At 73.5% G+C, this 21643-nt stretch carries 24 protein-coding genes and 1 riboswitch; of the genes, 18 read left to right on the forward strand and 6 right to left on the reverse strand.

Annotation, left to right across the window (positions count from 1 at the left end; translation table 11 throughout):
• Positions 1–146 precede the first annotated feature (146 nt).
• The 12 genes from clsA (at position 147) to FHX75_RS30565 (ending at position 9908) form a co-directional block, all read left to right on the forward strand.
• Entirely contained in the window at positions 147–785 is a 639-nt protein-coding gene (clsA, locus tag FHX75_RS05015; protein ID WP_154936880.1) for a cardiolipin synthase ClsA, read from the forward strand.
• Positions 782–1729: a DUF881 domain-containing protein gene (locus FHX75_RS05020; protein WP_154936881.1), complete on the forward strand. Its 948-nt coding sequence runs from the start codon at positions 782–784 to the stop codon at positions 1727–1729. The genes clsA and FHX75_RS05020 overlap by 4 nt, the downstream gene beginning before the upstream one ends.
• The gene (locus tag FHX75_RS05025; protein WP_067311500.1) at positions 1726–2058 is read left to right on the forward strand and encodes a small basic family protein; all 333 of its coding nucleotides are present in this window, start codon (positions 1726–1728) and stop codon (positions 2056–2058) included. Before FHX75_RS05020 ends, FHX75_RS05025 begins: the two co-directional genes overlap by 4 nt.
• Positions 2059–2068: 10 nt before the next feature.
• Positions 2069–3085, forward strand: a complete 1017-nt coding sequence (locus FHX75_RS05030) for a DUF881 domain-containing protein (RefSeq protein ID WP_154936882.1) — start codon at positions 2069–2071, stop codon at positions 3083–3085.
• Between the two features lie 56 nt (positions 3086–3141).
• Positions 3142–3522 carry a glycine cleavage system protein GcvH gene (gene gcvH / locus FHX75_RS05035; protein ID WP_088962137.1) on the forward strand — a complete coding sequence of 127 codons (381 nt, stop codon included), beginning with the start codon at positions 3142–3144 and terminating at the stop codon, positions 3520–3522.
• A 218-nt stretch (positions 3523–3740) separates the two neighbouring features.
• Positions 3741–4193 (forward strand): oxoglutarate dehydrogenase inhibitor Odhl, encoded by a 453-nt coding sequence (gene odhI, locus FHX75_RS05040; RefSeq protein ID WP_088962138.1) that lies wholly within the window; start codon positions 3741–3743, stop codon positions 4191–4193.
• 50 nt (positions 4194–4243) lie between these two features.
• A complete protein-coding gene (gene ftsR / locus FHX75_RS05045; RefSeq protein ID WP_211364331.1) occupies positions 4244–4942 on the forward strand; it encodes a transcriptional regulator FtsR in 699 nt (232 codons plus the stop codon).
• 183 nt (positions 4943–5125) lie between these two features.
• A complete protein-coding gene (locus FHX75_RS05050) occupies positions 5126–5590 on the forward strand; it encodes a bifunctional nuclease family protein (RefSeq protein WP_088962140.1) in 465 nt (154 codons plus the stop codon).
• A 199-nt stretch (positions 5591–5789) separates the two neighbouring features.
• The gene (locus tag FHX75_RS05055) at positions 5790–6383 is read left to right on the forward strand and encodes a MerR family transcriptional regulator (RefSeq protein WP_211364332.1); all 594 of its coding nucleotides are present in this window, start codon (positions 5790–5792) and stop codon (positions 6381–6383) included.
• Between the two features lie 467 nt (positions 6384–6850).
• A complete protein-coding gene (locus FHX75_RS05060; protein ID WP_154936884.1) occupies positions 6851–8014 on the forward strand; it encodes a nitric oxide synthase oxygenase in 1164 nt (387 codons plus the stop codon).
• A 5-nt stretch (positions 8015–8019) separates the two neighbouring features.
• Entirely contained in the window at positions 8020–9249 is a 1230-nt protein-coding gene (locus FHX75_RS05065) for a globin domain-containing protein (protein ID WP_154936885.1), read from the forward strand.
• Positions 9246–9908, forward strand: a complete 663-nt coding sequence (locus FHX75_RS30565; RefSeq protein WP_170285286.1) for a DivIVA domain-containing protein — start codon at positions 9246–9248, stop codon at positions 9906–9908. Before FHX75_RS05065 ends, FHX75_RS30565 begins: the two co-directional genes overlap by 4 nt.
• 29 nt (positions 9909–9937) lie before the next feature.
• Here the strand turns inward: FHX75_RS30565 and FHX75_RS05075 are convergent, their stop codons facing one another.
• On the reverse strand, positions 9938–10897 hold the full coding sequence (locus tag FHX75_RS05075; protein ID WP_154936886.1) for a helix-turn-helix transcriptional regulator: 960 nt from the start codon (positions 10895–10897) through the stop codon (positions 9938–9940).
• Between the two features lie 61 nt (positions 10898–10958).
• Between FHX75_RS05075 and FHX75_RS05080 the strand changes: the two genes are divergently transcribed.
• Together FHX75_RS05080 and FHX75_RS05085 are read left to right on the forward strand one after the other, a co-directional pair.
• Positions 10959–11543, forward strand: a complete 585-nt coding sequence (locus FHX75_RS05080; RefSeq protein ID WP_154936887.1) for a DinB family protein — start codon at positions 10959–10961, stop codon at positions 11541–11543.
• A 1-nt stretch (position 11544) separates the two neighbouring features.
• Positions 11545–11982, forward strand: a complete 438-nt coding sequence (locus FHX75_RS05085; protein ID WP_154936888.1) for a VOC family protein — start codon at positions 11545–11547, stop codon at positions 11980–11982.
• Positions 11983–12037: 55 nt separating this feature from the next.
• On the opposite strand, the gene FHX75_RS05090 is transcribed toward FHX75_RS05085, so the two are convergent.
• Positions 12038–12712 (reverse strand): NAD(P)H-binding protein, encoded by a 675-nt coding sequence (locus FHX75_RS05090; protein ID WP_154936889.1) that lies wholly within the window; start codon positions 12710–12712, stop codon positions 12038–12040.
• 80 nt (positions 12713–12792) lie between these two features.
• Here FHX75_RS05090 and FHX75_RS05095 point away from each other — a divergent pair, with 80 nt between their 5' ends.
• On the forward strand, positions 12793–13698 hold the full coding sequence (locus FHX75_RS05095; protein ID WP_154936890.1) for an NAD-dependent protein deacetylase: 906 nt from the start codon (positions 12793–12795) through the stop codon (positions 13696–13698).
• Between the two features lie 88 nt (positions 13699–13786).
• On the opposite strand, the gene FHX75_RS05100 is transcribed toward FHX75_RS05095, so the two are convergent.
• On the reverse strand, positions 13787–13972 hold the full coding sequence (locus FHX75_RS05100; protein WP_211364333.1) for a hypothetical protein: 186 nt from the start codon (positions 13970–13972) through the stop codon (positions 13787–13789).
• Positions 13973–14060: 88 nt separating this feature from the next.
• A riboswitch (glycine riboswitch) is annotated at positions 14061–14159 on the forward strand.
• Positions 14160–14233: 74 nt separating this feature from the next.
• On the opposite strand from FHX75_RS05100, the gene gcvP reads away from it, so the two are divergent.
• Positions 14234–17056: an aminomethyl-transferring glycine dehydrogenase gene (gene gcvP, locus FHX75_RS05105; RefSeq protein ID WP_154936891.1), complete on the forward strand. Its 2823-nt coding sequence runs from the start codon at positions 14234–14236 to the stop codon at positions 17054–17056.
• 123 nt (positions 17057–17179) lie between these two features.
• Here the strand turns inward: gcvP and FHX75_RS05110 are convergent, their stop codons facing one another.
• A complete protein-coding gene (locus FHX75_RS05110) occupies positions 17180–17380 on the reverse strand; it encodes a DUF5999 family protein (protein ID WP_088962150.1) in 201 nt (66 codons plus the stop codon).
• Between the two features lie 123 nt (positions 17381–17503).
• Between FHX75_RS05110 and FHX75_RS05115 the strand changes: the two genes are divergently transcribed.
• Positions 17504–18712, forward strand: a complete 1209-nt coding sequence (locus FHX75_RS05115) for a chorismate-binding protein (protein WP_154936892.1) — start codon at positions 17504–17506, stop codon at positions 18710–18712.
• 311 nt (positions 18713–19023) lie between these two features.
• Here FHX75_RS05115 and FHX75_RS05120 read toward each other — a convergent pair whose 3' ends face one another.
• Both FHX75_RS05120 and FHX75_RS05125 read right to left on the reverse strand, forming a co-directional pair.
• Positions 19024–19836: an ABC transporter permease gene (locus FHX75_RS05120; protein WP_246157660.1), complete on the reverse strand. Its 813-nt coding sequence runs from the start codon at positions 19834–19836 to the stop codon at positions 19024–19026.
• Positions 19833–20792, reverse strand: coding sequence for an ATP-binding cassette domain-containing protein (locus FHX75_RS05125; protein ID WP_154938818.1), 960 nt, complete (start codon positions 20790–20792; stop codon positions 19833–19835). Before FHX75_RS05125 ends, FHX75_RS05120 begins: the two co-directional genes overlap by 4 nt.
• 73 nt (positions 20793–20865) lie before the next feature.
• Between FHX75_RS05125 and FHX75_RS05130 the strand changes: the two genes are divergently transcribed.
• The gene (locus tag FHX75_RS05130) at positions 20866–21621 is read left to right on the forward strand and encodes a TetR/AcrR family transcriptional regulator (RefSeq protein ID WP_154936893.1); all 756 of its coding nucleotides are present in this window, start codon (positions 20866–20868) and stop codon (positions 21619–21621) included.
• Positions 21622–21643 lie beyond the last annotated feature (22 nt).

Here is a 21643-nt window from a genome sequence, read left to right on the forward strand (position 1 = left end):
CCGGCCCACGACCACCACGTCCGGGACGGCATCAGGGGAGGCCCCAGCCCGGGGCCGCCGAGGCGCCGGCGCTGGCCGGCCCGTCAGCGCGCACGTCCCGCCGAGGCGCCCAGGAGGCGTCCGGTCCGTGCTGCGGAGGAGGTTCGGTGTCGCGTCGGCCGGCTCGGGCAGAGCACCCGCAGGGCACGGACGGCACCGCCGTCGGCGACCGGGTGCTGACCCTGCCGAACCTGATCAGCTTCGTCCGGCTGCTCGGCGTCCCGCTGTTCCTCTATCTGTTCCTGGTGGTGGAGGCCGACGTGGCGGCGATCGTGGTGCTGGCCGTCGGCGGCACCACCGACTGGGTCGACGGGTGGATCGCCCGGCGCCTCCGCCAGGTCAGCCGCCTCGGCGAGCTGCTCGACCCGTTCGCCGACCGGCTCTACATCCTCGCGACGCTGCTCGCCTTCACCGCCCGCGAGGTGGTGCCGTGGCAGTTCACCGCCGCGCTGCTGGCCCGGGAGCTGTTGCTGGTCGGTTCGCTGGCGGTGCTGCGCCGACACGGGTACGGCCCGCCGCCGGTGCACTACGTGGGTAAGACGGCCACCTTCCTGCTGCTGGCCGCCTTCCCGATCCTGCTGCTGGGCACCGCGTCGGAGTCGGTGGCCACCGCCGCCGGGGCGATCGGCTGGGGCCTGGCCTGGTGGGGCCTGGTGCTCTACTGGGTGGCCGGCGCCATGTACGTGGTGCAGGCGGCCCGGCTGGTCCGGTCCGTGCGGGCCCGCTCCGGGGGAGCGGCGGCATGAGCGCGCCGCCGGACTCCGGTGGGCGTACCACCCGGGCCTTCACCCCTGACTTCCTGACCGAGCTGTTCCGCAATCCGCTGGATCCGGGCTACGCCGACGCGGCCGCCCGGCGCCGGGAGTCGCCGGCCCCGGCGGGGTGGCGGGGCGTCTCCGCGCGCGCGGTGAGCGTCGTGGTGATCGCGGTGGTCGGTTTCCTGTTCGCGGTGGCCTACCGGGAGACGATGGCGGAGGAGCCGAGCCGCAGCCAGGCCCGCGCCGGCCTGATCGCGCAGATCAAGCAGCGGGAGAGCGAGACCGACGAGATGACCGCCCGCGCGGACCGGCTGCGCGAGGAGGTGGGTCGGCAGCGTGACGCCGCGCTGAGCGGTTCGCAGGCGGCCCGGTTGCGCAACCTGGAGGCGGGGACCGGTCTGGGCCGGGTACGGGGCGACGGGGTGGTGGTCCGGCTGGCCGACGCGGAGCCGAAGGACGACGACGCGGTCTCCGGTGACTCGGACGCGGGTCCGCCCCGGGTGATCTACACCGACCTGCAGAAGGTGGCCAACGACCTGTGGGCCTCCGGTGCGGAGGCGGTGGCGATCAACGGTCAGCGGTTGACGGCGACGTCGACGATCCGGTCGGCGGGTGCGGCGATCCTGGTGGACTTCCGCCCGGTGACGAGCCCGTACGAGGTGACGGCGATCGGGCCGGGGTCGATGCGCGACAAGTTCGAGGAGAGCCGGGCGGCGTACCTGATGCGGCGGGTGGCGAAGGAGACCGGCCTGTCTTTCCAGGTCCGGGACGCGGACGACCTCACCCTGCCGGCCGCGCCGGAGCCGCGGCTACGCTACGCGCAGCCTTCGGTCAGTCCGAGCCCGTCGCCGTCGGGTTCGGGCGACCGTTCGGCGAGTCCCGGGCCGTCCGGTTCGGGTACGTCCCCCCGCCCCTCCGGAGGTGTCCGATGATCGCGGTGCTGGCGCTGCTCGCCGGTGTGGTTCTCGGGATCTACCTGGACCCGACCGTGCCCGCCGCGTTGCAGCCGTATCTGCCGATCGCGGTGGTGGCGGCGCTGGACGCGGTGTTCGGCGGGGTGCGGGCGAAGCTGGACCGGATCTTCGACGACAAGCAGTTCGTGGTGTCGTTCATCTCGAACGTGCTGGTGGCGGGTCTGATCGTGTACCTGGGTGACCAGCTGGGGGTGGGCGGTCAGCTCTCCACCGGTGTGGTGGTCGTGCTCGGGGTGCGGATCTTCGGCAACGTGGCTGCCATCCGTCGTCACCTGTTCCGGGCGTAGGTTTGTGGCGATGAGCGACGAGCAGCGCGACACCGGGACGGGATGGCCGCAGCCGGCGGAGCCGCGCCGGCCGTCGGGGCCGGCGGGTGAGCCGGATCCCCGGCCGGACGCCCCGGATCCGGACGAGTTGAGTCCGTTGGTGCCGCCGGCGCAGGAGCCGGCGCGGCAGGAGTCGCCGGCGTCGCCGCCGGCGGAGGAGGCCGAGACGCAGCGCATCGAGGCCGACCCCGCCGAGGTGGACCCGGAACGGCCCGAGGCCGACCCGGAGCGCGTCGACCCGGAGCCCGTCGAGGCTGAGCGGGTGGCCGTGGCCCCGGTGCCGGCGGGTCGCCGGTGGACCTCCGCGGGCGTGATGATCACGGTGTTGCTGGCGTTGCTCGGGTTCACCCTGGTGGTGCAGTTCAAGACGACGTCGACGGATCCGACGCTGGCGGCGACCCGGCAGGAGGACCTGGTCCGGATCTTCTCGGATCTGGATTCCCGGGAGAAACGGCTCCAGCAGGACATCGAGGCGCTGGAGGAGAGCCAGCGGCAGTTGCGCTCGGGTGAGCAGGGTCGGCAGGCGGCGTTGGACGAGGCGCGGCGGCGGGCGGACGAGCTGGGGATCCTGGCGGGGACGTTGCCGGCGCGGGGTCCGGGGCTGAGTGTGGAGTTCCGGCCGGGTGCGGGCAAGCCGATCCGGGCGGACCGGATCCTGGACGCGGTGCAGGAGTTGCGGGGCGCGGGCGCGGAGGCGATGCAGATCTCCGGCAGTGGCGGGTCGCCGGTGCGGATCATCGCGTCGACGTACTTCCTGGACGGGCCGGGCGGCTCGTTGGTGGTGGACGGGCGGTCGTTGTCGGGTCCGTTCACGATCACGGTGATCGGTGATCCGAAGACGATGGAGACGGCGCTGAAGATTCCGGGCGGGGTGGCCGCATCGGTCGCGGGTGACGGCGGTACCGTGAACGTTGATGAGCGTGGGGTTGCCGAGGTTTCGGCGCTGCACGCGCCGATGAAGCTGGAACACGCCCGTCCGGTCTCCTGACCGGCGCGGCCGCGTCGGATCACCTCCGGCGCACCGATGGATGAAGGACGCGTCTGGTGATTCCTGAGGATCTGCGTTACACCGCCGAGCACGAGTGGGTGGTCGGCGCCGACGGCGGCACGCTCCGCGTCGGCATCACCCACTTCGCGCAGGACGCGTTGGGTGACATCGTGTTCGTCCAGTTGCCCGACGAGGGTGCGGTGGTGGCGGCCGGTGAGCCGCTGGGTGAGATCGAGTCGACCAAGAGCGTGTCGGAGATCTACGCCCCGGTGAGCGGGACGGTGGCGGCGCGGAACGAGGCGCTGGGCGACACGCCCGAGGTGATCAACACGGACCCGTACGGTGCGGGTTGGCTGTTGGAGATCACGCCGGACGATCCGTCGGCGCTGGACGGTTTGCTGACCGCCGGTGCGTACCGCGAGCTGACCGAGAGCTGAGTGTTGCCCTGCCCGGGCGCGGGGGTGTTGTCCGCGCGTCCGGTTGCCCTGCATTTCGGCGCTGGCTAGGCTCGCCCAGTCGACCGAGAACCCCAATAGTTGAGCGTTGTGTAATTGCCTTCCCGGGCACGGGGAGCCAGCCGCCGGGTGTGCGACTGCCCGGCGGCCAGACCCGCCATTACCCCGACGCTGACCGAACAGATCCGTGAGGTGGTCCCATGACGCGCCCAGGCGACGAGTTCCCCCCGCTCGACGTCACTTCGACGCTCAATCTCGGTTCGTTGGACGAAGTGCTGGAAGGTCCGGACACCGATGTGGTGCCGAGCCGGATGTCCGGCTCGTTGCCGCCGGGAATGGCGCTGCTGGTGGTTCGTCGTGGCCCGAACGCGGGTGCCCGGTTCCTGCTGGACCATGACGTGACCACGAGTGGCCGGCACCCGGACAGTGACATCTTCCTCGACGACGTGACGGTGTCGCGGCGGCACGCGGAGTTCCACCGGGACGGTGGCACGTTCACGGTGCGGGACGTGGGCAGCCTCAACGGCACGTACGTGAACCGGGAGCGGGTCGAGGCGGCCACGTTGAGCAATGGTGACGAGGTGCAGATCGGTAAGTTCCGGGTGGTGTTCATCGCCGGTCCGCGCCCGGAGGAGGAGGCCGGCCGGGGGTGAACGAGCCTGCGGCTTCCTCGCCGCCCGGTGCGGCCCGTGCGCATCCGCTGATGAGCATCGGCGAGGTGCTGGGGCAGTTGCGGGCGGAGTTCCCGGACGTCACCATCTCGAAGTTGCGGTTCCTCGAGGCCGAGGGTCTGGTGGAGCCGCAGCGGACGGCGGCGGGTTACCGGAAGTACAGCTGGGACGACGTGGCCCGGCTGCGGTTCGTGTTGACCGCGCAGCGGGATCAGTATCTGCCGTTGCGGGTGATCCGTGACCAGTTGGCCGAGTGGGACGCCGGTGCTGACGGCCCGGGCCGGCAGCGGCCGACGTTGGTGGCGGTGGGTCCGGGTGGTGAGGTGCCGGGCCGTGCGGTGGAGGAGCCCGAGTCGTCGCAGGTGCGACTCGGGCGGGCGGATCTGGTGGCGCACAGCGGGGTCGACGAGTCGACGTTGGCCGAGTTGGAGCGCCTCGGTGTGCTGGTGTCGGATCCGCCGGGCTGGTACGACGCGGACGCGTTGATCATCGCGCGGGCGGTGGCGGGTCTGGCGGCGTACGGGTTGGAGCCGCGGCACCTGCGGGCGTACCGGTCGGCGGCGGATCGTGAGGTCGGTCTGTTCGCTCAGTTGGTGGCGCCGTTGGCGCGGCAGAGTGATCCGGCGGCGCGGGCGCGGGCGGCGGAGACGGCGCGGGAGTTGATGGCGCTGTCGCAGCAGTTGCATGCCGCGTTGGTGCGGGTGGGGTTGCGCTCGACGTTGGGTCGGTGAGCCGGTCGTCGAGGTGTCGTGCGGAAAGATCTGCCCCGGGAAGCGTGTCGTAGGCTTGCCGGGGTAACCCTTTTCCGGCCCGGGGCGTGGTGCTGGTGCGCATGGGACGACCGTGTCGCGGTCCGTGTACCGTGCAGGGAAGGGCGCGGTGCGGGCGTAGGTGACAACGACACGGAGGCGGCGGTGCGCGAGCTGAGCGTGGTCGGAGTTCGGGTGGAGCTGCCCAGCAACCAGCCGATCGTCCTGCTCAGGGAGGTCGAGGGGGACCGCTACCTGCCGATCTGGATCGGTGCGGTGGAGGCGACGGCGATCGCCTACGAGCAGCAGGGGGTCAAGCCGGCCCGGCCGTTGACGCATGATCTGTTGCGGGACGTGCTGGCGGCGTTGAAGGCGCCGTTGCGGGCGGTGGAGATCACCGAGTTGAAGGAGAACGTCTTCTACGCCGATCTGCTGATCGGGGACGGCGTGCGGGTGTCGGCCCGGCCGAGCGATTCGATCGCGTTGGCGTTGCGGGTGGGTGCTCCGATTCGTTGTGCCGAGCAGGTCCTCAGCGAGGCGGGGATCGTGATTCCCGACGAGCAGGAGGACGAGGTGGAGAAGTTCCGCGAGTTCCTGGAGCAGGTGCGTCCGGAGGATTTCGCCGGCTGAGGGTCGAGCCCCGGTCATTTTCTGTCGGGGCGTCACTGTGGGTGACGTCCCGGGTGTGTGTGGTGTGCGTCGTGCCGCTGCGCGGCGTGTCGCGACCGTTCCTCCGCGGTAACCCCTGCGCGCGGCGCTAGGGTTGCCGTGTCGAGGGGTGCACGTCCCGGAAACGACGTGTCACCGCACTGACGGGGAGGTTGTCGGGATGCACGAGCCGCGGGATCCTGAGCCAGGTGTGGAGCGGGGCGAGCCGGGTGTGGTGTCGTCGCCGGTGGGCACGGACGGTGACGGTTCGGTTGGTTACCGGGGTGTGACGGCCTGCCACGCGGTGGGGATCAGCTACCGGCAGTTGGACTACTGGGCGCGGACGGCGCTGGTGGTGCCGAGCGTGCGCGACGCGTCGGGTTCGGGGACGCAGCGGTTGTACTCGTTCCGCGACCTGGTGGTGTTGAAGGTCGTGAAGCGGTTGCTGGACGCCGGGGTGTCCCTGCAGAACATTCGCAAGGCGATCGAGGCGTTGCGGTCGCGCGGCGTGGAGGACCTGGCGGGGATCACGCTGATCTCGGACGGCACGACGGTGTACGAGTGCCGGTCGCCGGAGGAGGTCGTCGACCTGTTGCAGGGCGGCCAGGGCGTGTTCGGCATCGCGATCGGCGGCGCGTTCAAGGAGATCCAGGGGTCGTTGTCGCACCTGCCGGCGGAGCCGGCGACGCCCGGTGGCGGGGAGCCCGCGGAGCCGGCGTCGGATGTGGTGGGCGACGAGTTGGCGGCGCGTCGGGCGCGTCGTCGGGCCGGCTGAGTCTGCCTTCCTGAGGTGGTGTCGCGGCCGGTGGCGGTGCGCGGCGGTTCGCCGCTGCGCGCCTGCGACACGGCGTATCGATTCTGATCGTCGGGTGCCGGCGGGCCGGTTTCGTTGGCCGGTAAGGCCGGGCGGCGGCGACTGTCCGGTGTGCACACTCGCGCCTGGAGTCGTGTTGTTGACAGTTGTGGTGTTCCCAGGAATCCTGTCCAGGGCAATCACCAAGGGCACCGGCTCGTCACTGTGAGTGACCGCTGGTGGGGTGGTGCCGAGCTGATGTGTGGGGGCGGCGCGAGAGTCGCGCCGTGGCCTGCCAGAGGACGGGGAAACGAGCCGAAGTGCACACTGACCACCATGTCGGCCTCCGCTCCGTACGGGCCGGCAGTGCTGTCGCCGACCATGCCGCACCCTCCTGTCCGGTCACCGGTACGCCGGCGCACCGGGCGCCGGCGGGCGCCGGTGCCGCCGTGGAGCGCGCGGAGGACATCGCCGCGGAGGCGGCGGAGTTCCTGGAGCTGTACCACGGTGAGCGGCGGCTGCCGGGGTTGGCGGCGCGGTTGGCGGAGGCCCGCGAGGAGATCGCGTTGACCGGGTCGTACCGGCACACCCGCGACGAGCTGGTGTACGGGGCGAAGGTGGCGTGGCGGCAGTCGGTGCGCTGTGTGGGCCGGATCCGGTGGGCGGGCTTGAAGGTCCGCGACCGGCGGCACGTGACGACGGTGGCGGGCATCGCGCAGGAGTTGGCGGCGCACCTGGCGGCGGGGGACAACGGCGGCCGGATCCAGTCGGTGGTCACGGTGTTCGCACCGGACCGGCCGGGGGTGGGGCCGCGGGCGCGGATCTGGAACGACCAGTTGATCCGCTACTGCGGACACCGGCGCGACGACGGTTCGGTGCTGGGCGACCCGGCGCAGGTGGGGATGACGGAGGCGGCGCGGCGGTTGGGTTGGCGGCCGCCGCCGGTGCCGGGCCGCTTCGACCTGCTGCCGTGGGTGATCGAGACGGCGCAGGAGCAGCCGACGGTGGTGAGCGTGCCCCGGGAGCTGGTGCGGGAGGTCGCGCTGTCGCATCCGGAGCATCCGTGGTTCGCGGATCTGATGTTGCGGTGGCACGCCCTGCCGGTGATCAGCAACATGCGGCTGCGCATCGGTGGGGTGGACTACAGCTGCGCCCCGTTCAACGGCCACTACCTGGGTGACGAGATCGGCACCCGCAACATGGGCGACCGGGACCGGTACGACCAGCTGCGGGTGGTGGCGGCCGGGTTGGGTTTGGACACCAGCCGCGAGGACACCCTGTGGCGGGAGCACGCGGTGCTGGTGATCAACCAGGCGGTGCTGCACTCGTTCAAGCTGGCGGGGGTGCGGGTGTCGGACCCGCACACCGAGTCGGAGCTGTTCATGAAGTTCTGTGCGCAGGAGGAGCGGGCGGGGCGGCCGGTGCACGGTGACTGGTCGTGGCTCAACGGCAGTGTCGGGTGGGCGGCGTTGCACGCGGTGCACCACCGCTACTACGACACCGCGGTGCCGAACCCGAACATCTGGCCAACGGACCGGGTGTACGACCCCAGTGGCGTGGTGAAGACGACGCTTCGGGAGCGTCACGACACGGCCCGCGTGCAGGAGGACTGAGGAACATGGACAACGTGGCGCTGCGCCAGAGTTGGACGCAGTTCTCGGCCGCCGGTGTGGAGGCGGCGAAGTACTTCTACGCGACGCTGTTCGTGGTGGCGCCGGAGGCGCGGTCGATGTTCCCCACGAACATGCAGTACCAGGAGGACAAGCTCCTCAAGGCGCTGGGCCACATCATCACCAACCTGGACGACCCGCAGGCGTTGACGGCGTTCGCGCAGCGGTTGGGCGCGGACCACCGGCGGTTCCACGGCCAGGACCAGCGGGGCAACCCGGTGGCGCTGGGGGAGCGGCACTACATCTGGGTGGGTCAGGCGCTGCTGGCGACGTTGGAGCGGTTCCTCGGGCCGTACTGGACGCCGGCGTTGCAGGCGGAGTGGGCGGCGGCGTACGAGCTGGTGGCGAAGCTGATGCTCGCCGGGGCGGCGGAGGCGGAGCGGACGTCCCCGCCGTACTGGGAGGCGGAGGTGCTGGGCGCGGAGCGGCGCCGCTCGGACATCGCGGTGTTCACGGTCCGTCCGAACTACCTGTGCAACTACCTGCCGGGGCAGTCGCTGCCGGTGCAGGTGCCGCAGTTGCGGACCTGGCGGTACCTGTCGCCGGCGAACGCGCCGCGGGCGGACGGGACGATCGAGTTCCACGTGCGGGCCGCCGGTCGGTTCTCCACCCACCTGGTGCGCAAGCTGCGCACGGGGGACCGGCTGCTGTTGGGGCATCCGACGGGTACGGCGTTGTCGTCGTACGACCGTTCGCCGCACCTGCCGTTGCTGCTGATCGCGGGGGGCACCGGTCTGGCGCCGCTGCGGGCGGTGGTGGAGGCGTTGCAGCAGGGCAAGGGGCGGCGCACCACGCTGGTGGTGGGGGGTCGCACCCCGGACGACCTGTACGACGACAAGGCGTTGGCGCAGTTGGCGTCGATGCCTCCGGCGGCGGCGTGGCAGAACGGCGGCTCGAGCTGGTTGCGGTACGTGCCGACGGTGGAGATCGGGTGGGGTTGGCAGGGGGCGATCGGCAAGGCCGCCGACACGGCGGTGCGGTTGGGACCGTGGACCGACACGGAGGTGCTGGTCTGCGGGAGCCCGGAGATGACCCGGGACACGATCACGATTCTGGCCCGCTCGGGTGTCCAGCCCGAGCAGATCCTGACCGAGAGTTACGATCACTCCCTCTACCCGCCCCTCGCCGAGGCCGACGACGCTGCCCCGCGCGACTTCAGCTGGACAGGTGCCCGATGAGCATCGACCACTCCGACCGCCTCGCCTTGCCCGGCATGCCCGACCAGGGAGAGCTGGCCCGCCAGTTGTCCATGTTGGAGGCGCGGCGGTTCCGGGGCAGTCACTGGTTGTCGGCCGACGAGGTCGCCGTGGTGATCCGTACGGCGGACGACCGGATCGCGTTGCTGGTCAACGAGTTGGAGCGGCAGCGGCGGGAGAACCACGGGCTGCTCAGCCAGGTGGAGATGCTGCGGCACGGCACGTTGCCGAGCAACGCCCCGCAGGGTCCGGATCCGATGGCGGTGGAGCTGGCGATGCGGGCGCAGGACGAGGCGAACCGCACGATCGGTGAGGCCAGCGCCGAGGGCGCGGAGATCATCGCCGACGCGCGCCGGCAGGCCGACGAGATCCTCGCCGAGGCGCACCGGCGCGCCGGTGACCTGAGCACGTCGGGGCCGGTGGGGCCGGTCGGGCCGGCGGGTATGCCGTCGCCGGAGGTGCAGCGCCGGCTGCAGGAGCTGGAGGAGCGGCACGCCGCGGCGCTGGCGGCGGTGGCGGCGGCGCAGCAGCAGCTGGACCGGTGGCAGGCGCACCTGTCGGCGCAGTCGGAGCAGCTGCGGGCCGACGCGGCGGCGGCCGGCGGGGCGAGCGCCCAGCTGCGCGCCGTCCTCGGCGGCTAGCTGTCGCGGGGCTGTCGCGCAGGGGTCGGTCAGCCGGTCCCGGCCATCGCCGCGAGGCGGCGGGCGAGCAGGGCGGCGGCCTCCCGCAGCTCCGGTGGCTCCAGCACCTGCGCCTCGAAGCCCAGCCGGGCCACCTGCGCGGCGAGCCAGTCGAGGTTGTCCCCGCCGACGACGAGCACGCACCACCCGTCGCGGTCGTCCTCGACGCGCCCCACCTGGGGCGGCACCAGCTCCCGCACCCGGTCGGGCCGGGCGTGCACCCGCACCCGGGCGAGATACCGGTACGGCGCCTCGGTCACGGACCGCTGCACGTAGGCCACCGGGTCCGGATGTTCCCTCGCCCGGAAGCGCCAGGTCGTCGCCACCACCTCGTGCATCCGGTCCAGCCGGAAGGTGCGCCAGTCGTCGCGGTCGACGTCCCGGGCCATCAGGTACCAGCGGCGGCCGGTGGTGACCATCCGCACCGGCTCGACCGTGCGCTCGCGTTCCCCGCCGTCGCGGCCGGCGTACCGGAACCGCACCCGCACGGCGTCGCGACAGGCCCGCGCGAGCGTCACCAGCAGCTCCGCGTCGATCTCCACGCCGGGGCCGACGAGGGTGTCGGTGGCGCCGTGCACCGCCCGCACCTCGGCGCGCAGCCGCGCCGGCATCACCTGGTCGAGCTTCGCGAGCGCCCGCAGTGCCGCCTCGCCCGCCCCGGCGACCGTGCCGCCCGACGCCATCCGCAGGGAGACCGCCGTCGCGATCGCCTCCTCGTCGTCGAGGAGCAGCGGCGGCAGCCGGGTGCCCGCGCCGAGCTGGTAGCCGCCGCCGACGCCCGCCGTCGCGTGCACGGGGTAGCCCAGGGCGCGCAGTCGCTCCACGTCGCGGCGCACCGAGCGGTCGGTGACCTTCAGCTCGGCGGCGAGTTCGGCGGCGGTCCAGGACGGCCGCCGCTGCAGCATCGCCAGTAACCGCAGCACCCGCTCGGTCGTCGCCTCGACGGTCACCCGACCATCGTCGCATGAATCACGGAACGATCCTGTCCGCTATCTGCGGGAGGCTGGCACCATGACCGACCAGAACTGGAATCCCCTGCTCCGGGACCAGCTCGCCTGGCACTGGACCACCCAGCTGCGCGATCGCCTCGACGGGCTCACGGACGACGAGTACTTCTGGGAGCCGACACCCGGCTGCTGGAGCGTGCGCCCGCGCGGCACCGGCGCCGCACCGGTGCAGGCCGGGTCCGGCGCGATGACCATCGACTTCGCGATGCCGGAGCCCGACCCGCCGCCGTTCACGACGATCGCCTGGCGACTCGGGCACGTCATCGTCGGCGTGCTCGCGGTGCGCAACGCCGCGCACTTCGGTCGCGCGCCCACCGACTACCAGTCGTTCGCGTACGCCCCGACCGCGGCCGCGGCGCTGGCCCAGCTCGACACGGAGTACGCCACGTGGCTGGCCGGGGTGGAGTCCCTCGGCGAAACCGGCCTCGCCCGCCCGTGCGGTGAGGCGGAGGGACCGTACGCCGACCGTCCGCTCGCAGCGCTGGTGCTGCACATCAACCGCGAGCTGATCCACCATCTGGCCGAGGTGTGCCTGCTCCGCGACCTCTACCGGCACACTTACCGGCAGACCCGACAGGAGGCGAGCTGAGATGGCCCGCGACGTACAGATCACTTTCGACTGCGCCGACCCGGCCGCGTTGGCGGCCTTCTGGGCCGAGACCCTCGGCTACCGGTTGCAGGACCCACCCGGGGGCTTTCAGTCGTGGGAGCAGGCACTGGAGGCGATGGGCGTGCCGCCCGAGCGGCGCAACGACGCCTCCGCGGTGGTCGACCCCGAGGGCTCCGGGCCGCGGCTGTACTTCCAGCGGGTGCCGGAGGGCAAGCAGGCCAAGAACCGCGTGCACCTCGATGTGCGCGCCGCGCCCGGGCTCGAGGGCGACGCGCGGATGGCGGCCCTGGAGGCGGAGGCCGAGCGGCTCACCGGCCACGGCGCCACCCGGCTCAGGCGCCACGAGCCGGCGCCCCCGCTCGGTGCCGGTCACATCGTGATGGCCGACCCCGAGGGCAACGAGTTCTGCCTCGACTGACCAGCCGCGCGGCGGGGCCGGCGACACCGCCCGGGCCGTGGCTTCCCGGTGACGGTTACGCAGGGGGCTGATGCGGCGGCCCGGCGGCGGCGACGGCCTCGCCGATCGGGGTCTCCCCGTCGACGAGTTCCAGGATCCGGCCGGCGCTGCCCGGGTGGTAGAGCAGCGCGACGAGGACCCGGGCCACGTCGGTGCGGGTGACCGCGCCGCGCGGGACACGCCGGTCGAGGTGGATGCGGCCGGTGGGCGCGTCGTCGGTGAGCCGGCCGGGTCGCAGCACCGTCCAGTCCAGGTCGCGGCGGGTCAGGTCGTCCTCGGCGGCCTTCTTGGCGCGCAGGTACGCCGCCCACACCTCGTCCCTGCCGGGCGCCGGCGGGTCCTCCACCCCCATGGAGGAGACGAGCAGGTAGCGGCGTACCCCGGCAGCCTGGGCGGCGTCGGCGAGCAGGACGGCGGCGGCCCGGTCGACGGTGTCCTTGCGGGCGGCGCCGCTGCCGGGGCCGGCGCCGGCGGCGAAGACCACGGCGTCGGCGCCGGCGAGGTGCCCGGCGATCTCGTCGACGCCGGCGTGTTCCAGGTCCGCCAGGACGGGGTGGGCGCCGACGGCCCGCAGCGCGGCGGCGTGGTCGGGGTTGCGGATCAGCCCGACGGCGCGGTCGCCCCTGCCGGCCAGTTCCCGCTCCAGCAGGAGGGCGATCTTGCCGTGGCCTCCGGCGATGACGACGCGCATACCTGCCAACCTAGCCGCCGGCGACGAGGGTCACCGGCTTACGCTCGCCGCCCGGGGTGGCGCTGAGGCAGCATGGACGGGTGACGGAGACGATCGACGCGCTGGCCGGCCTGGTCGCCGGTGGTGGTGTCGTGGTGCTGAGCGGGGCGGGGCTGTCCACCGAGTCGGGCATCCCCGACTACCGGGGGCCCAGCGGCGCGGCCCGCCGGCACAGCCCGATGACCTATCAGACGTTCACCCGCGACCCGCTGGCGCGGCGGCGGTACTGGGCGCGCAGCCACCTGGGGTGGCGGATGATCGCCCGGGCGGCGCCGAACGACGGGCACCGGGCGGTGGCCCGGTTGCAGGACGCCGGGCTGGTCCACGGGGTGATCACCCAGAACGTCGACGGGCTGCACACGGCGGCGGGCAGCCCGCAGGTGGTGGAGCTGCACGGCCGCCTCGACGAGGTGGTGTGCCTGGACTGCGGCAACCGCACCTCGCGGGAGGAACTGGACCGCCGGCTGCGGGAGGCGAACCCGGGGTTCGACGCGGCGGCCGGGGCGGTCAACCCCGACGGTGACGTGGAGCTCGCCGACGAGCAGGTGGCCGGGTTCCGCACGGTCGACTGCACGTTCTGCGGCACCGGGATGCTGAAACCGGACGTGGTGTTCTTCGGGGAGACGGTCCCGGCGCCGCGCGTGTCGCACTGCTTCGCGATGGTGGGCGCGGCGCGGCTGCTGCTGGTGCTCGGCTCGTCGTTGACGGTGATGTCGGGGCGGCGGTTCGTGCTGCGGGCGGCGAAACTGGGCATCCCGGTGGTGATCGCCAACCAGGGCCCGACCCGCGGCGACGGGTACGCGGCGATCACCGTCGACGCGCCGCTGGGGCGGCTACTGCCCGCGCTGGCCGACCGGGTCACCGGCGCGCCCCTGTCGGAGCGGGTGCCGGCAGCCGGCCCGGCCGGCGGTGCGGTGCCGGCGGCCGCCACGCCGGCGGGCCGCTGAACCCGGGCCGCTGCCTCGGCGGCGCGTCGAGCCCGGGGCGCCGCGTCGGTGCCGCGCTCAGCCCGGGCGGTGCCGCCGCCGGTGGCGGTCAGCTCGTCGGTGGCACGGCGAAGCGGGGCTGGTCGAGCACCCAACGCCAGGTGCCGTCGGGTTGGCGGCGGGCCACCTCGGCGGTGGTGGCGCCGTCGTCGAGCCGGGTGGAGGTGAGCGCCAGCTCCCCGCTGCGCAGGGTGGGCTGCGGCCGGTCCTCCGGTCGGGTCGCTGGCTCGTGCACGATGACACCTCCCTGTGCCGGTGATGCTGCCCGGGGGGGTACGACATCTGCGGGAAACACCGGCGCTGGTAGCGTTGACCATGCCGGTACCACCCACGCGGGAGAGACCGCCCAAACGGCAATTGGGCGGCGCCGAAGGGGCATATCCTCCCCGGAACCTCTCAGGCAAAAGGACCGCGGGGGCAGGCACTGTGGAGCGCCTTCGGGTGCGACTCAGGGGGAGGCCGACCTGTCGACCTCGCCCCCGCAGGAGCGCCGCGCATGACCGTAGAGAAGTTCGCCGACCGGCACATCGGCCCCGATCCGGGTGACGAGCGCCGGATGTTGGAGGCCGTCGGCTACGGCTCGATCGACGAGCTGATGGACGCGGCGATCCCCGAGGTGATCCGCTGGCACGGCACCCTGGACCTGCCCGACCCGGCCAGCGAGCGGGAGGCGATCGCCGAGCTGCGCGCCCTGGCCGCCCGCAACACCGTCGCCGTGTCGATGATCGGCCTGGGCTACCACGGCACCCACACCCCCGCCGTGATCCGCCGCAACGTGCTGGAGGACCCGGCCTGGTACACGGCGTACACGCCGTACCAGCCGGAGATCAGCCAGGGCCGGCTGGAGGCGCTGCTGAACTTCCAGACCATGGTCACCGACCTGACCGGGCTGGCCACCGCGAACGCCTCGATGCTCGACGAGGGCACCGCCGCGGCCGAGGCGATGACCCTCGCCCGCCGCGCGTCCAAGAGCAAGAGCCCGGTGTACGTCGTCGACGCCGACACCCTGCCGCAGACCATCGCGGTGATCACCAGCCGCGCCGAGCCGCTGGGCATCGAGGTGCGGGTGCTCGACGTCGAGCACGACGAGCTGCCGGCGGAGTTCTTCGGCCTGCACCTGCAGTACCCGGGCGCGTCCGGCGCGGTGCGTGACCACGCCGCCCTGGTGGCGGCGGCGCACGCGGCGGGGGCGCTGGTCACCGTCGCGGCGGACCTGCTGGCGTTGACGCTGCTGCGCCCGCCGGGGGAGATCGGCGTGGACATCGCCGCGGGCACCACCCAGCGGTTCGGGGTGCCGATGGGCTTCGGCGGCCCGCACGCCGGCTACCTGGCCGTCCGCTCGGGTCTGGAGCGGATGCTGCCCGGCCGGCTGGTCGGGGTGTCCCGCGACGCCGACGGCAACCCGGCGTACCGGCTGGCGTTGCAGACCCGCGAGCAGCACATCCGGCGGGAGAAGGCGACCAGCAACATCTGCACCGCGCAGGTGCTGCTGGCGGTGATGGCCGGCATGTACGCCGTGTACCACGGCCCGGACGGGCTGCGGGCGATCGCCCGGCGTACCCACGACATGGCGGCGCGGCTCGCGGCCGGGCTGCGCGCCGGCGGGGTGCCGGTCGCGGACGTCGCGTTCTTCGACACCGTCACCGCGACCGTGCCGGGCCGGGCGGCCGAGGTGGTCGCGGCGGCCGCCGAGCGGCGGGTCAACCTGCGGCTGGTCGACGCCGACCGGGTGGGGATCTCCTGCGATGAGACCACCACCGCCGAGCACCTCGCGGCGGTGTGGGCGGCGTTCGGCGTCGACGGGGTCGACGGTGACGTCGACGCGGCGCTGCCGGAGGCCCTGGCCCGCACCAGCGACTTCCTCACCCACCCGGTGTTCCGCACCCACCACTCCGAGACGGCGATGCTGCGCTACCTGCGGCGGCTGTCGGACTTCGACTACGCGCTGGACCGGGGCATGATCCCGCTGGGCTCGTGCACCATGAAGCTGAACGCCACCACCGAGATGGAGGCGATCACCTGGCCCGAGTTCGCGCACATGCACCCGTTCGCGCCGGACGAGCAGACCGCCGGTTACCGGGACATGATCGGCCAGTTGGAGTCGTGGCTGGCGGAGGTGACCGGCTACGACGCGGTCAGCGTGCAGCCCAACGCCGGCTCGCAGGGTGAGCTGGCGGGGCTGCTGGCCATCCGCTCCTACCACGCCTCCCGGGGCGCGGGGCACCGCGACGTGTGCCTGATCCCGTCGTCGGCGCACGGCACCAACGCGGCGAGCGCGGTGATGGCCGGCATGCGGGTGGTCGTGGTGGCCTGCGACGCGGACGGCAACGTCGACCTGGTCGACCTCGACGCGAAGATCGACAAGCACCGGGACGCCCTGGCGGCGATCATGGTGACGTACCCGTCGACGCACGGCGTGTACGAGACGGGCATCGCGTCGCTGTGCGCCAAGGTGCACGACGCCGGCGGCCAGGTGTACGTCGACGGGGCGAACCTCAACGCCCTGGTCGGGTTCGCCAAGCCCGGCAAGTTCGGGGCGGACGTGTCGCACCTGAACCTGCACAAGACGTTCTGCATCCCGCACGGCGGTGGCGGCCCCGGGGTGGGTCCGGTGGCGGTGCGGGCGCACCTGGCGCCGTTCCTGCCCGGCGACCCGCTGGGCGCGCACGTCGGCAGCCGGCCGGCGATCTCGGCCGCGAAGTACGGCTCGGCGGGGATCCTGCCGATCCCGTGGGCGTACCTGCGGATGATGGGCGCCGAAGGGCTGAGCCGGGCGACCGGGGTGGCGGTGCTGGCGGCGAACTACGTGGCGGCGCGGCTGCGCAACCACTTCCCGGTGCTGTACGCCGGCAACAAGGGCCTGGTGGCGCACGAGTGCATCCTGGACCTGCGGCCGCTGACGAAGGCCACCGGGGTGAGCGTGGACGACGTGGCCAAGCGGCTGATCGACTACGGCTTCCACGCGCCGACGATGTCGTTCCCGGTGGCCGGGACGCTGATGGTCGAGCCGACCGAGAGCGAGGACCTGGCCGAGCTGGACCGGTTCTGCGACGCGATGATCGCCATCCGCGCGGAGATCGACAAGGTGGGCGCCGGGGAGTGGCCGGCGGGGGACAACCCGCTCGCCAACGCCCCGCACACCGCGGCGATGGTCGCCGGGGACTCGTGGCCGCACCCGTACCCGCGGTCGGTCGGGGCGTACCCGGCCGGGGTGGACCGGGCGGGCAAGTACTGGCCGCCGGTGCGGCGGATCGACGGGGCGTACGGCGACCGGAACCTGGTCTGCTCGTGCCCGTCGCCGGAGGCCTTCGAGGAGTGACCCGTACGCTGCGCCGGGGCGGACGTCGTGCCGCCCCGGCCGGTGGGTCCTGGGGAGGGCGGTCCCGGGCCGGGGGACTAGCCTGGTGCCGTTGACCTGCTCCTGTGACGGAGCGTGGTCGAATCAGGCGACGAGAGCGTGGCGGGCGGGCCCGCGGTGCGGGGCGATGGTGCTGCCGTCGGGGAGCAGTTCGCCGGTGTCCTCGAAGACGATGACACCGTTGCAGAGCAGGCTCCAGCCCTGCTCACGGAAGCAGGCGATGACGCGGGCGGCTTCGCGATCGGTCGCCTCGGCGGAGGGGCAGGTGGGTTGGTGCTGGCACATCGGGTTCTCCGGACTGTGGGGGCACTGTGTCATGGTTCACATGACCAGTGACGCACAGTACCAAGGTCGAGCGCGCGGAATCGAGCAGGCATCCGTCATGTTTACCCGAAATCCACTGAACGGATGAGGAAGAATGGGCCGACCGGCGTGGAAACGCTCCCACGGCCGCTGATCGACGTACCCGGCGCGCCGCCGTCGTGCCGCGGCCTGCTCGTCGAACGCGCCCGGTACGAGTGGCGCCCGGCCGACGGCGGCGACCCAGCCACGCTGGCCGAGCAGTTCCTCGCCGCGCACGGGCTCGACCTGACCGACCTGGCCCGGCCCGCCACCCACCAGCCGACCGGCGTCTGCGGCGCCGCCCTGTACGTCTCCGCCGCCGCCGGCGCCCGCATGATCGGCGCCGCAGGCGGCGCGCCCACCCCGGCGCCGGCCCTGCCGGAGCTGGCCGTGGTCGTTTACGGTCACCACCCGTCCCCAACCGCCCCGCCCGCCCCGGCGCGCACCGCCCGGCCCGGCCCCGCCTGGTGGCTGGGCGACTGGCGGGAGAGCTGGACCCCCCGGCAGCACGCCGACGCCGTCACCGCGGTCCGCGCCGCCATCGCCCGCGGCGACGTGTACCAGGTCAACGTCGTCGGGCACGCCGCCGCCCGCTACCTCGGCGACCCGCGACCGGCGCTGTCCCGGCTCGGCGCGCTGCCCGGCGCCCGCTACGGCGGCACCCTGCACGGCGACGGCTGGGCGATCGGCTGCGCCTCCCCGGAGACCCTGGTCGAGGTGACCGACGGTCGGGTGATCACCCGACCGATCAAGGGCACCCGCCCGGCCACCGCGGCCGGACGTCGCGAACTGCTCGCCTCGGCCAAGGAACGCGCCGAGCACGTGATGATCGTCGACCTGGAACGCAACGACCTGGCCCGGGTGGCGCGCACCGGGTCGGTGCGGGTGGACGAGCTGTTCGCGGTGCGCCGCTGGTGCGACCTGTGGCAGGCCGAGTCGACCGTGTCCGCGGCGGTGGCTGACGGGCTGGGCCTGGCCGACCTGCTGCGCGCGACCTGCCCCGGCGGGTCGGTCACCGGCGCGCCGAAGCTCGCCGCCCTGGCCGAGATCGCCGCCCTGGAGCCCGTTGGGCGCGGCGCCAGCATGGGGGCGTTGGGCTGGGTCGGCCCGGGTCGCCTCGACCTGGGTCTGACCATCCGCACCGTGGCCGCCGACGCCGACCGGCTGCACGTCTGGGCCGGCGGGGGCATCACCTGGGACAGCGACCCGGACGCCGAGGTCGCCGAGGCGGCGGCCAAGGCCGCCCCGGTACGCGCCCTGCTCGCCACCGGCTGAGCGCCTCCGGTCCCCGCCCGTGGCCGGCCTCCGCCGCCCAGGGGGCGCGCGCGGACGCCGTAGACCTCGCCCATGGGGGCAGCTGCGCACGCTGTCGAGCTGATGACGTGGACGACTCACGCCGGCAGGGCGATCCGGTGGCGTCATCAGCTCGACAGCGTCGCGAGAGGTCACCCGGTCCTCCGCGCCGATTCAGGTCCACGCGCACGAGACCGGCGCACACGGTCGTCGCCGCCGGGCACGGGCGCGGGGCGACCACCGTCGAACCGCGCGACCACGGATGGTCGGTCCCGGTCACGGCGGCGGCGTGCTCACCTGCTCAGGTTCCGCCAGCGGCGCACGGCCAGCGGTGCGCAGACGGCGATCAGCAACAGTGGCCAGGCGACCGCCAGGGCGACGGCGTGCTGCGCGGCGAAGGACTCGCCGCCCCAGCCGGGGTTGCCGAACAGCTCCCGGCAGGCCGCCGCGGTGGCCGACAGCGGGTTCCACCGGGCGACGGCGGCCAGCCAGCCGGGCATGGTGTCCGGGGCGACGAAGACGTTGGAGGCGAAACCCAGCGGCCAGACCAGGATCTGCAGTACCGCCACCGACTCCGGCGCGCGCAGCAGCAGCGCCAGGTGGATGCCGAGGACGATCATCGCGGCGCGCAGCAGCAGCAGGAGCCCGACGGCGGCGAGGGCCCGGCCGGCGCCGAGGTGCCACTGCCAGCCGACCAGCGCGCCACAGCCGAGCATGACGGCCAGCGCGACGACGGCGTGCAGCAGATCGGCGACGGCCCGCCCGGTGACCACCGCGGAGCGGGCCATCGGCAGGGAGCGGAACCGGTCGGTGACGCCGCGGGCGGCGTCGGTGGCCACCGCCGTGTAGGTGGCCTCCACCCCAAAGAGCATGGTCATGGCGAACATGCCGGGCAGCAGGAACTCCTTGTAGTCACCACCGCCGGGCACCACCATCGCCCCGCCGAGCAGGTAGCCGAACATCAGCACCAGCAGCACCGGGAAGAGCAGGGCGACGATCACCGGGCCGGGTTGCCGCGCCCAGTGGGCCAGGGCCCGCCCGGTCAGGGTGGCCGCGTCGGTGAGCGCCCAGCGGGCCCGGCGCAGCGCCAGGGTCGGCGTGCTCACGCGCTCACCTCGTTCCGGTCGGCGGTGAGGTGCAGGAACACCTCGTCGAGGGTGGGTCGGCGCACGGCCACGTCGGCCGCCTCCAGCCGCCCGTCGGCCAGGGCGCGCAGCACGGCCGCCAGGGTGCTCACCCGGTCGGTGGTGGTGACGCTGACCCGCAGCTCGTCCGGGGCGACGCGGGGTGCGGTGGCGGCGGCCGCACCGATGACCTCGGCGGCGCGGGCGAGGTCGCCGGGGTGGTGCAGCACCACGTCGACCCGGTCGCCGCCGAGGTCGGACTTGAGTTCGTCGGGGCTGCCGGCGGCGATGACCCGGCCGTGGTCGACGACCCTGATCGTGTCGGCCAACTGGTCGGCCTCCTCCAGGTACTGGGTGGTGAGCAGGACGGTGGTGCCGGCGGCGACGAGCGCGCGGACGGCGTCGCGCACGTCGCCGCGGGCGCGCGGGTCGAGGCCGGTGGTGGGTTCGTCGAGGAACAGCACGGGCGGGTCGAGGATCAGCGCGGCGGCCAGGTCCAGCCGGCGGCGCATCCCCCCGGAGTACGCCCCGACCGGCTTGTCGCCGGCGTCGGTGAGGCCGAAGCGGGCCAGCAGCTCGTCGGCGCGGGCGCGGGCCCGGGCGGGGGAGAGGTGGTGCAGCCGGCCGAAGAGCACCAGGTTCTGCCGGCCGCCGAGCACCTCGTCGACGGCGGTCTGCTGGCCGACCAGGCCGATGTGGGCGCGGACCCGGTCGGGGTGGTGGCGCACGTCGTGGCCGGCCACCCGGGCGGTGCCGGCGTCGGCGCGCAGCAGGGTGGTCAGGATCCGCACCAGGGTGGTCTTGCCGGCGCCGTTGGGCCCGAGGACCGCGCAGATCGTGCCACCGGCCACGGTCAGGTCGACCCCGGCCAGGGCCTCGGTGTCGCCGTAGCGCTTGCGGAGTCCCTCCGCCTCGATGACCGGTCCGTCGCGTCGCATGAGCACGCCCCTCTCCCCGTTACCGTGCGCCGTACCGTACACCATACGGTACGAGGGTCGGTAGGGTGGCGGCATGAGCGTCGAGTACAGCGGCACCGGGGACCCCGCGCGCAGCCTCGCCCTGCTCTGGCGCACCAGCGAGAAGGCCAGCCGCCGGGGCGGCGACCTGAGCGTGGACCGGATCGTGCGAGCCGCCATCGAGGTGGCCGACACCGAGGGACTGGCCGCGCTCTCCATGCGCCGCGTCGCCGAGCGCCTGGGGGTCGGCACCATGTCGCTCTACACCCACGTGCCCGGCAAGGGCGAGCTGCTCGACGTCATGCTCGACACCGTCTACGGCGAGACCGCCCGCCCCGCCGAGGTCCCCGGCGGCTGGCGCGGCCGGCTGGAGCAGATCGCCCGGGAGAACTGGGCGCTCTACCTGCGCCACCCCTGGCTGCTGCAGGTCGCCACCACCCGCCCACCCCTGGGCCCCAACGTCACCGCCAAGTACGAGTACGAACTGCGCGCGGTCGAGGGCATCGGCCTGACCGACCTGGAGATGGACGCCGTGGTCACCCTCGTCGACGGGTACGTCCACGGCGCGGTGCGCGGCGCGGTGGAGGCCGCCCAGGCGGCGCAGCGCACCGGCATGACCGACGAGCAGTGGTGGCGGGCGCACGCGCCGTACCTGGAGAAGGTGATGGACCCGCGACGGTTCCCCACCGCCGCCCGGGTGGGCACCGCCGCCGGACAGGAGTACCAGGCGGCAGGCGACCCCGTGCGGGCCTTCGAGTTCGGCCTGGCGCGCATCCTCGACGGCGTCGCCGTCCTGGTCGGCGAGCGCTAACCGGGGTGCGCCACCGCCGGCC

Origin of the sequence: Micromonospora palomenae (assembly GCF_007829925.1) — a bacterium.
GTDB lineage: Bacteria > Actinomycetota > Actinomycetes > Mycobacteriales > Micromonosporaceae > Micromonospora > Micromonospora purpureochromogenes.

Coding starts and splice junctions, on each gene's coding strand:
- FHX75_RS05020 (WP_154936881.1), top strand. CDS start 782: ATGAGCGCGCCGCCGGACTCCGGTGGGCGTACCACCCGGGCCTTCACC.
- FHX75_RS05025 (WP_067311500.1), top strand. CDS start 1,726: ATGATCGCGGTGCTGGCGCTGCTCGCCGGTGTGGTTCTCGGGATCTAC.
- FHX75_RS05030 (WP_154936882.1), top strand. CDS start 2,069: ATGAGCGACGAGCAGCGCGACACCGGGACGGGATGGCCGCAGCCGGCG.
- odhI (WP_088962138.1), top strand. CDS start 3,741: ATGACGCGCCCAGGCGACGAGTTCCCCCCGCTCGACGTCACTTCGACG.
- ftsR (WP_211364331.1), top strand. CDS start 4,244: ATGAGCATCGGCGAGGTGCTGGGGCAGTTGCGGGCGGAGTTCCCGGAC.
- FHX75_RS05055 (WP_211364332.1), top strand. CDS start 5,790: ATGCACGAGCCGCGGGATCCTGAGCCAGGTGTGGAGCGGGGCGAGCCG.
- FHX75_RS05065 (WP_154936885.1), top strand. CDS start 8,020: ATGGACAACGTGGCGCTGCGCCAGAGTTGGACGCAGTTCTCGGCCGCC.
- FHX75_RS30565 (WP_170285286.1), top strand. CDS start 9,246: ATGAGCATCGACCACTCCGACCGCCTCGCCTTGCCCGGCATGCCCGAC.
- FHX75_RS05080 (WP_154936887.1), top strand. CDS start 10,959: ATGACCGACCAGAACTGGAATCCCCTGCTCCGGGACCAGCTCGCCTGG.
- FHX75_RS05085 (WP_154936888.1), top strand. CDS start 11,545: ATGGCCCGCGACGTACAGATCACTTTCGACTGCGCCGACCCGGCCGCG.
- FHX75_RS05090 (WP_154936889.1), bottom strand. CDS start 12,712: ATGCGCGTCGTCATCGCCGGAGGCCACGGCAAGATCGCCCTCCTGCTG.
- gcvP (WP_154936891.1), top strand. CDS start 14,234: ATGACCGTAGAGAAGTTCGCCGACCGGCACATCGGCCCCGATCCGGGT.
- FHX75_RS05110 (WP_088962150.1), bottom strand. CDS start 17,380: ATGTGCCAGCACCAACCCACCTGCCCCTCCGCCGAGGCGACCGATCGC.
- FHX75_RS05115 (WP_154936892.1), top strand. CDS start 17,504: ATGAGGAAGAATGGGCCGACCGGCGTGGAAACGCTCCCACGGCCGCTG.
- FHX75_RS05125 (WP_154938818.1), bottom strand. CDS start 20,792: ATGCGACGCGACGGACCGGTCATCGAGGCGGAGGGACTCCGCAAGCGC.
- FHX75_RS05130 (WP_154936893.1), top strand. CDS start 20,866: ATGAGCGTCGAGTACAGCGGCACCGGGGACCCCGCGCGCAGCCTCGCC.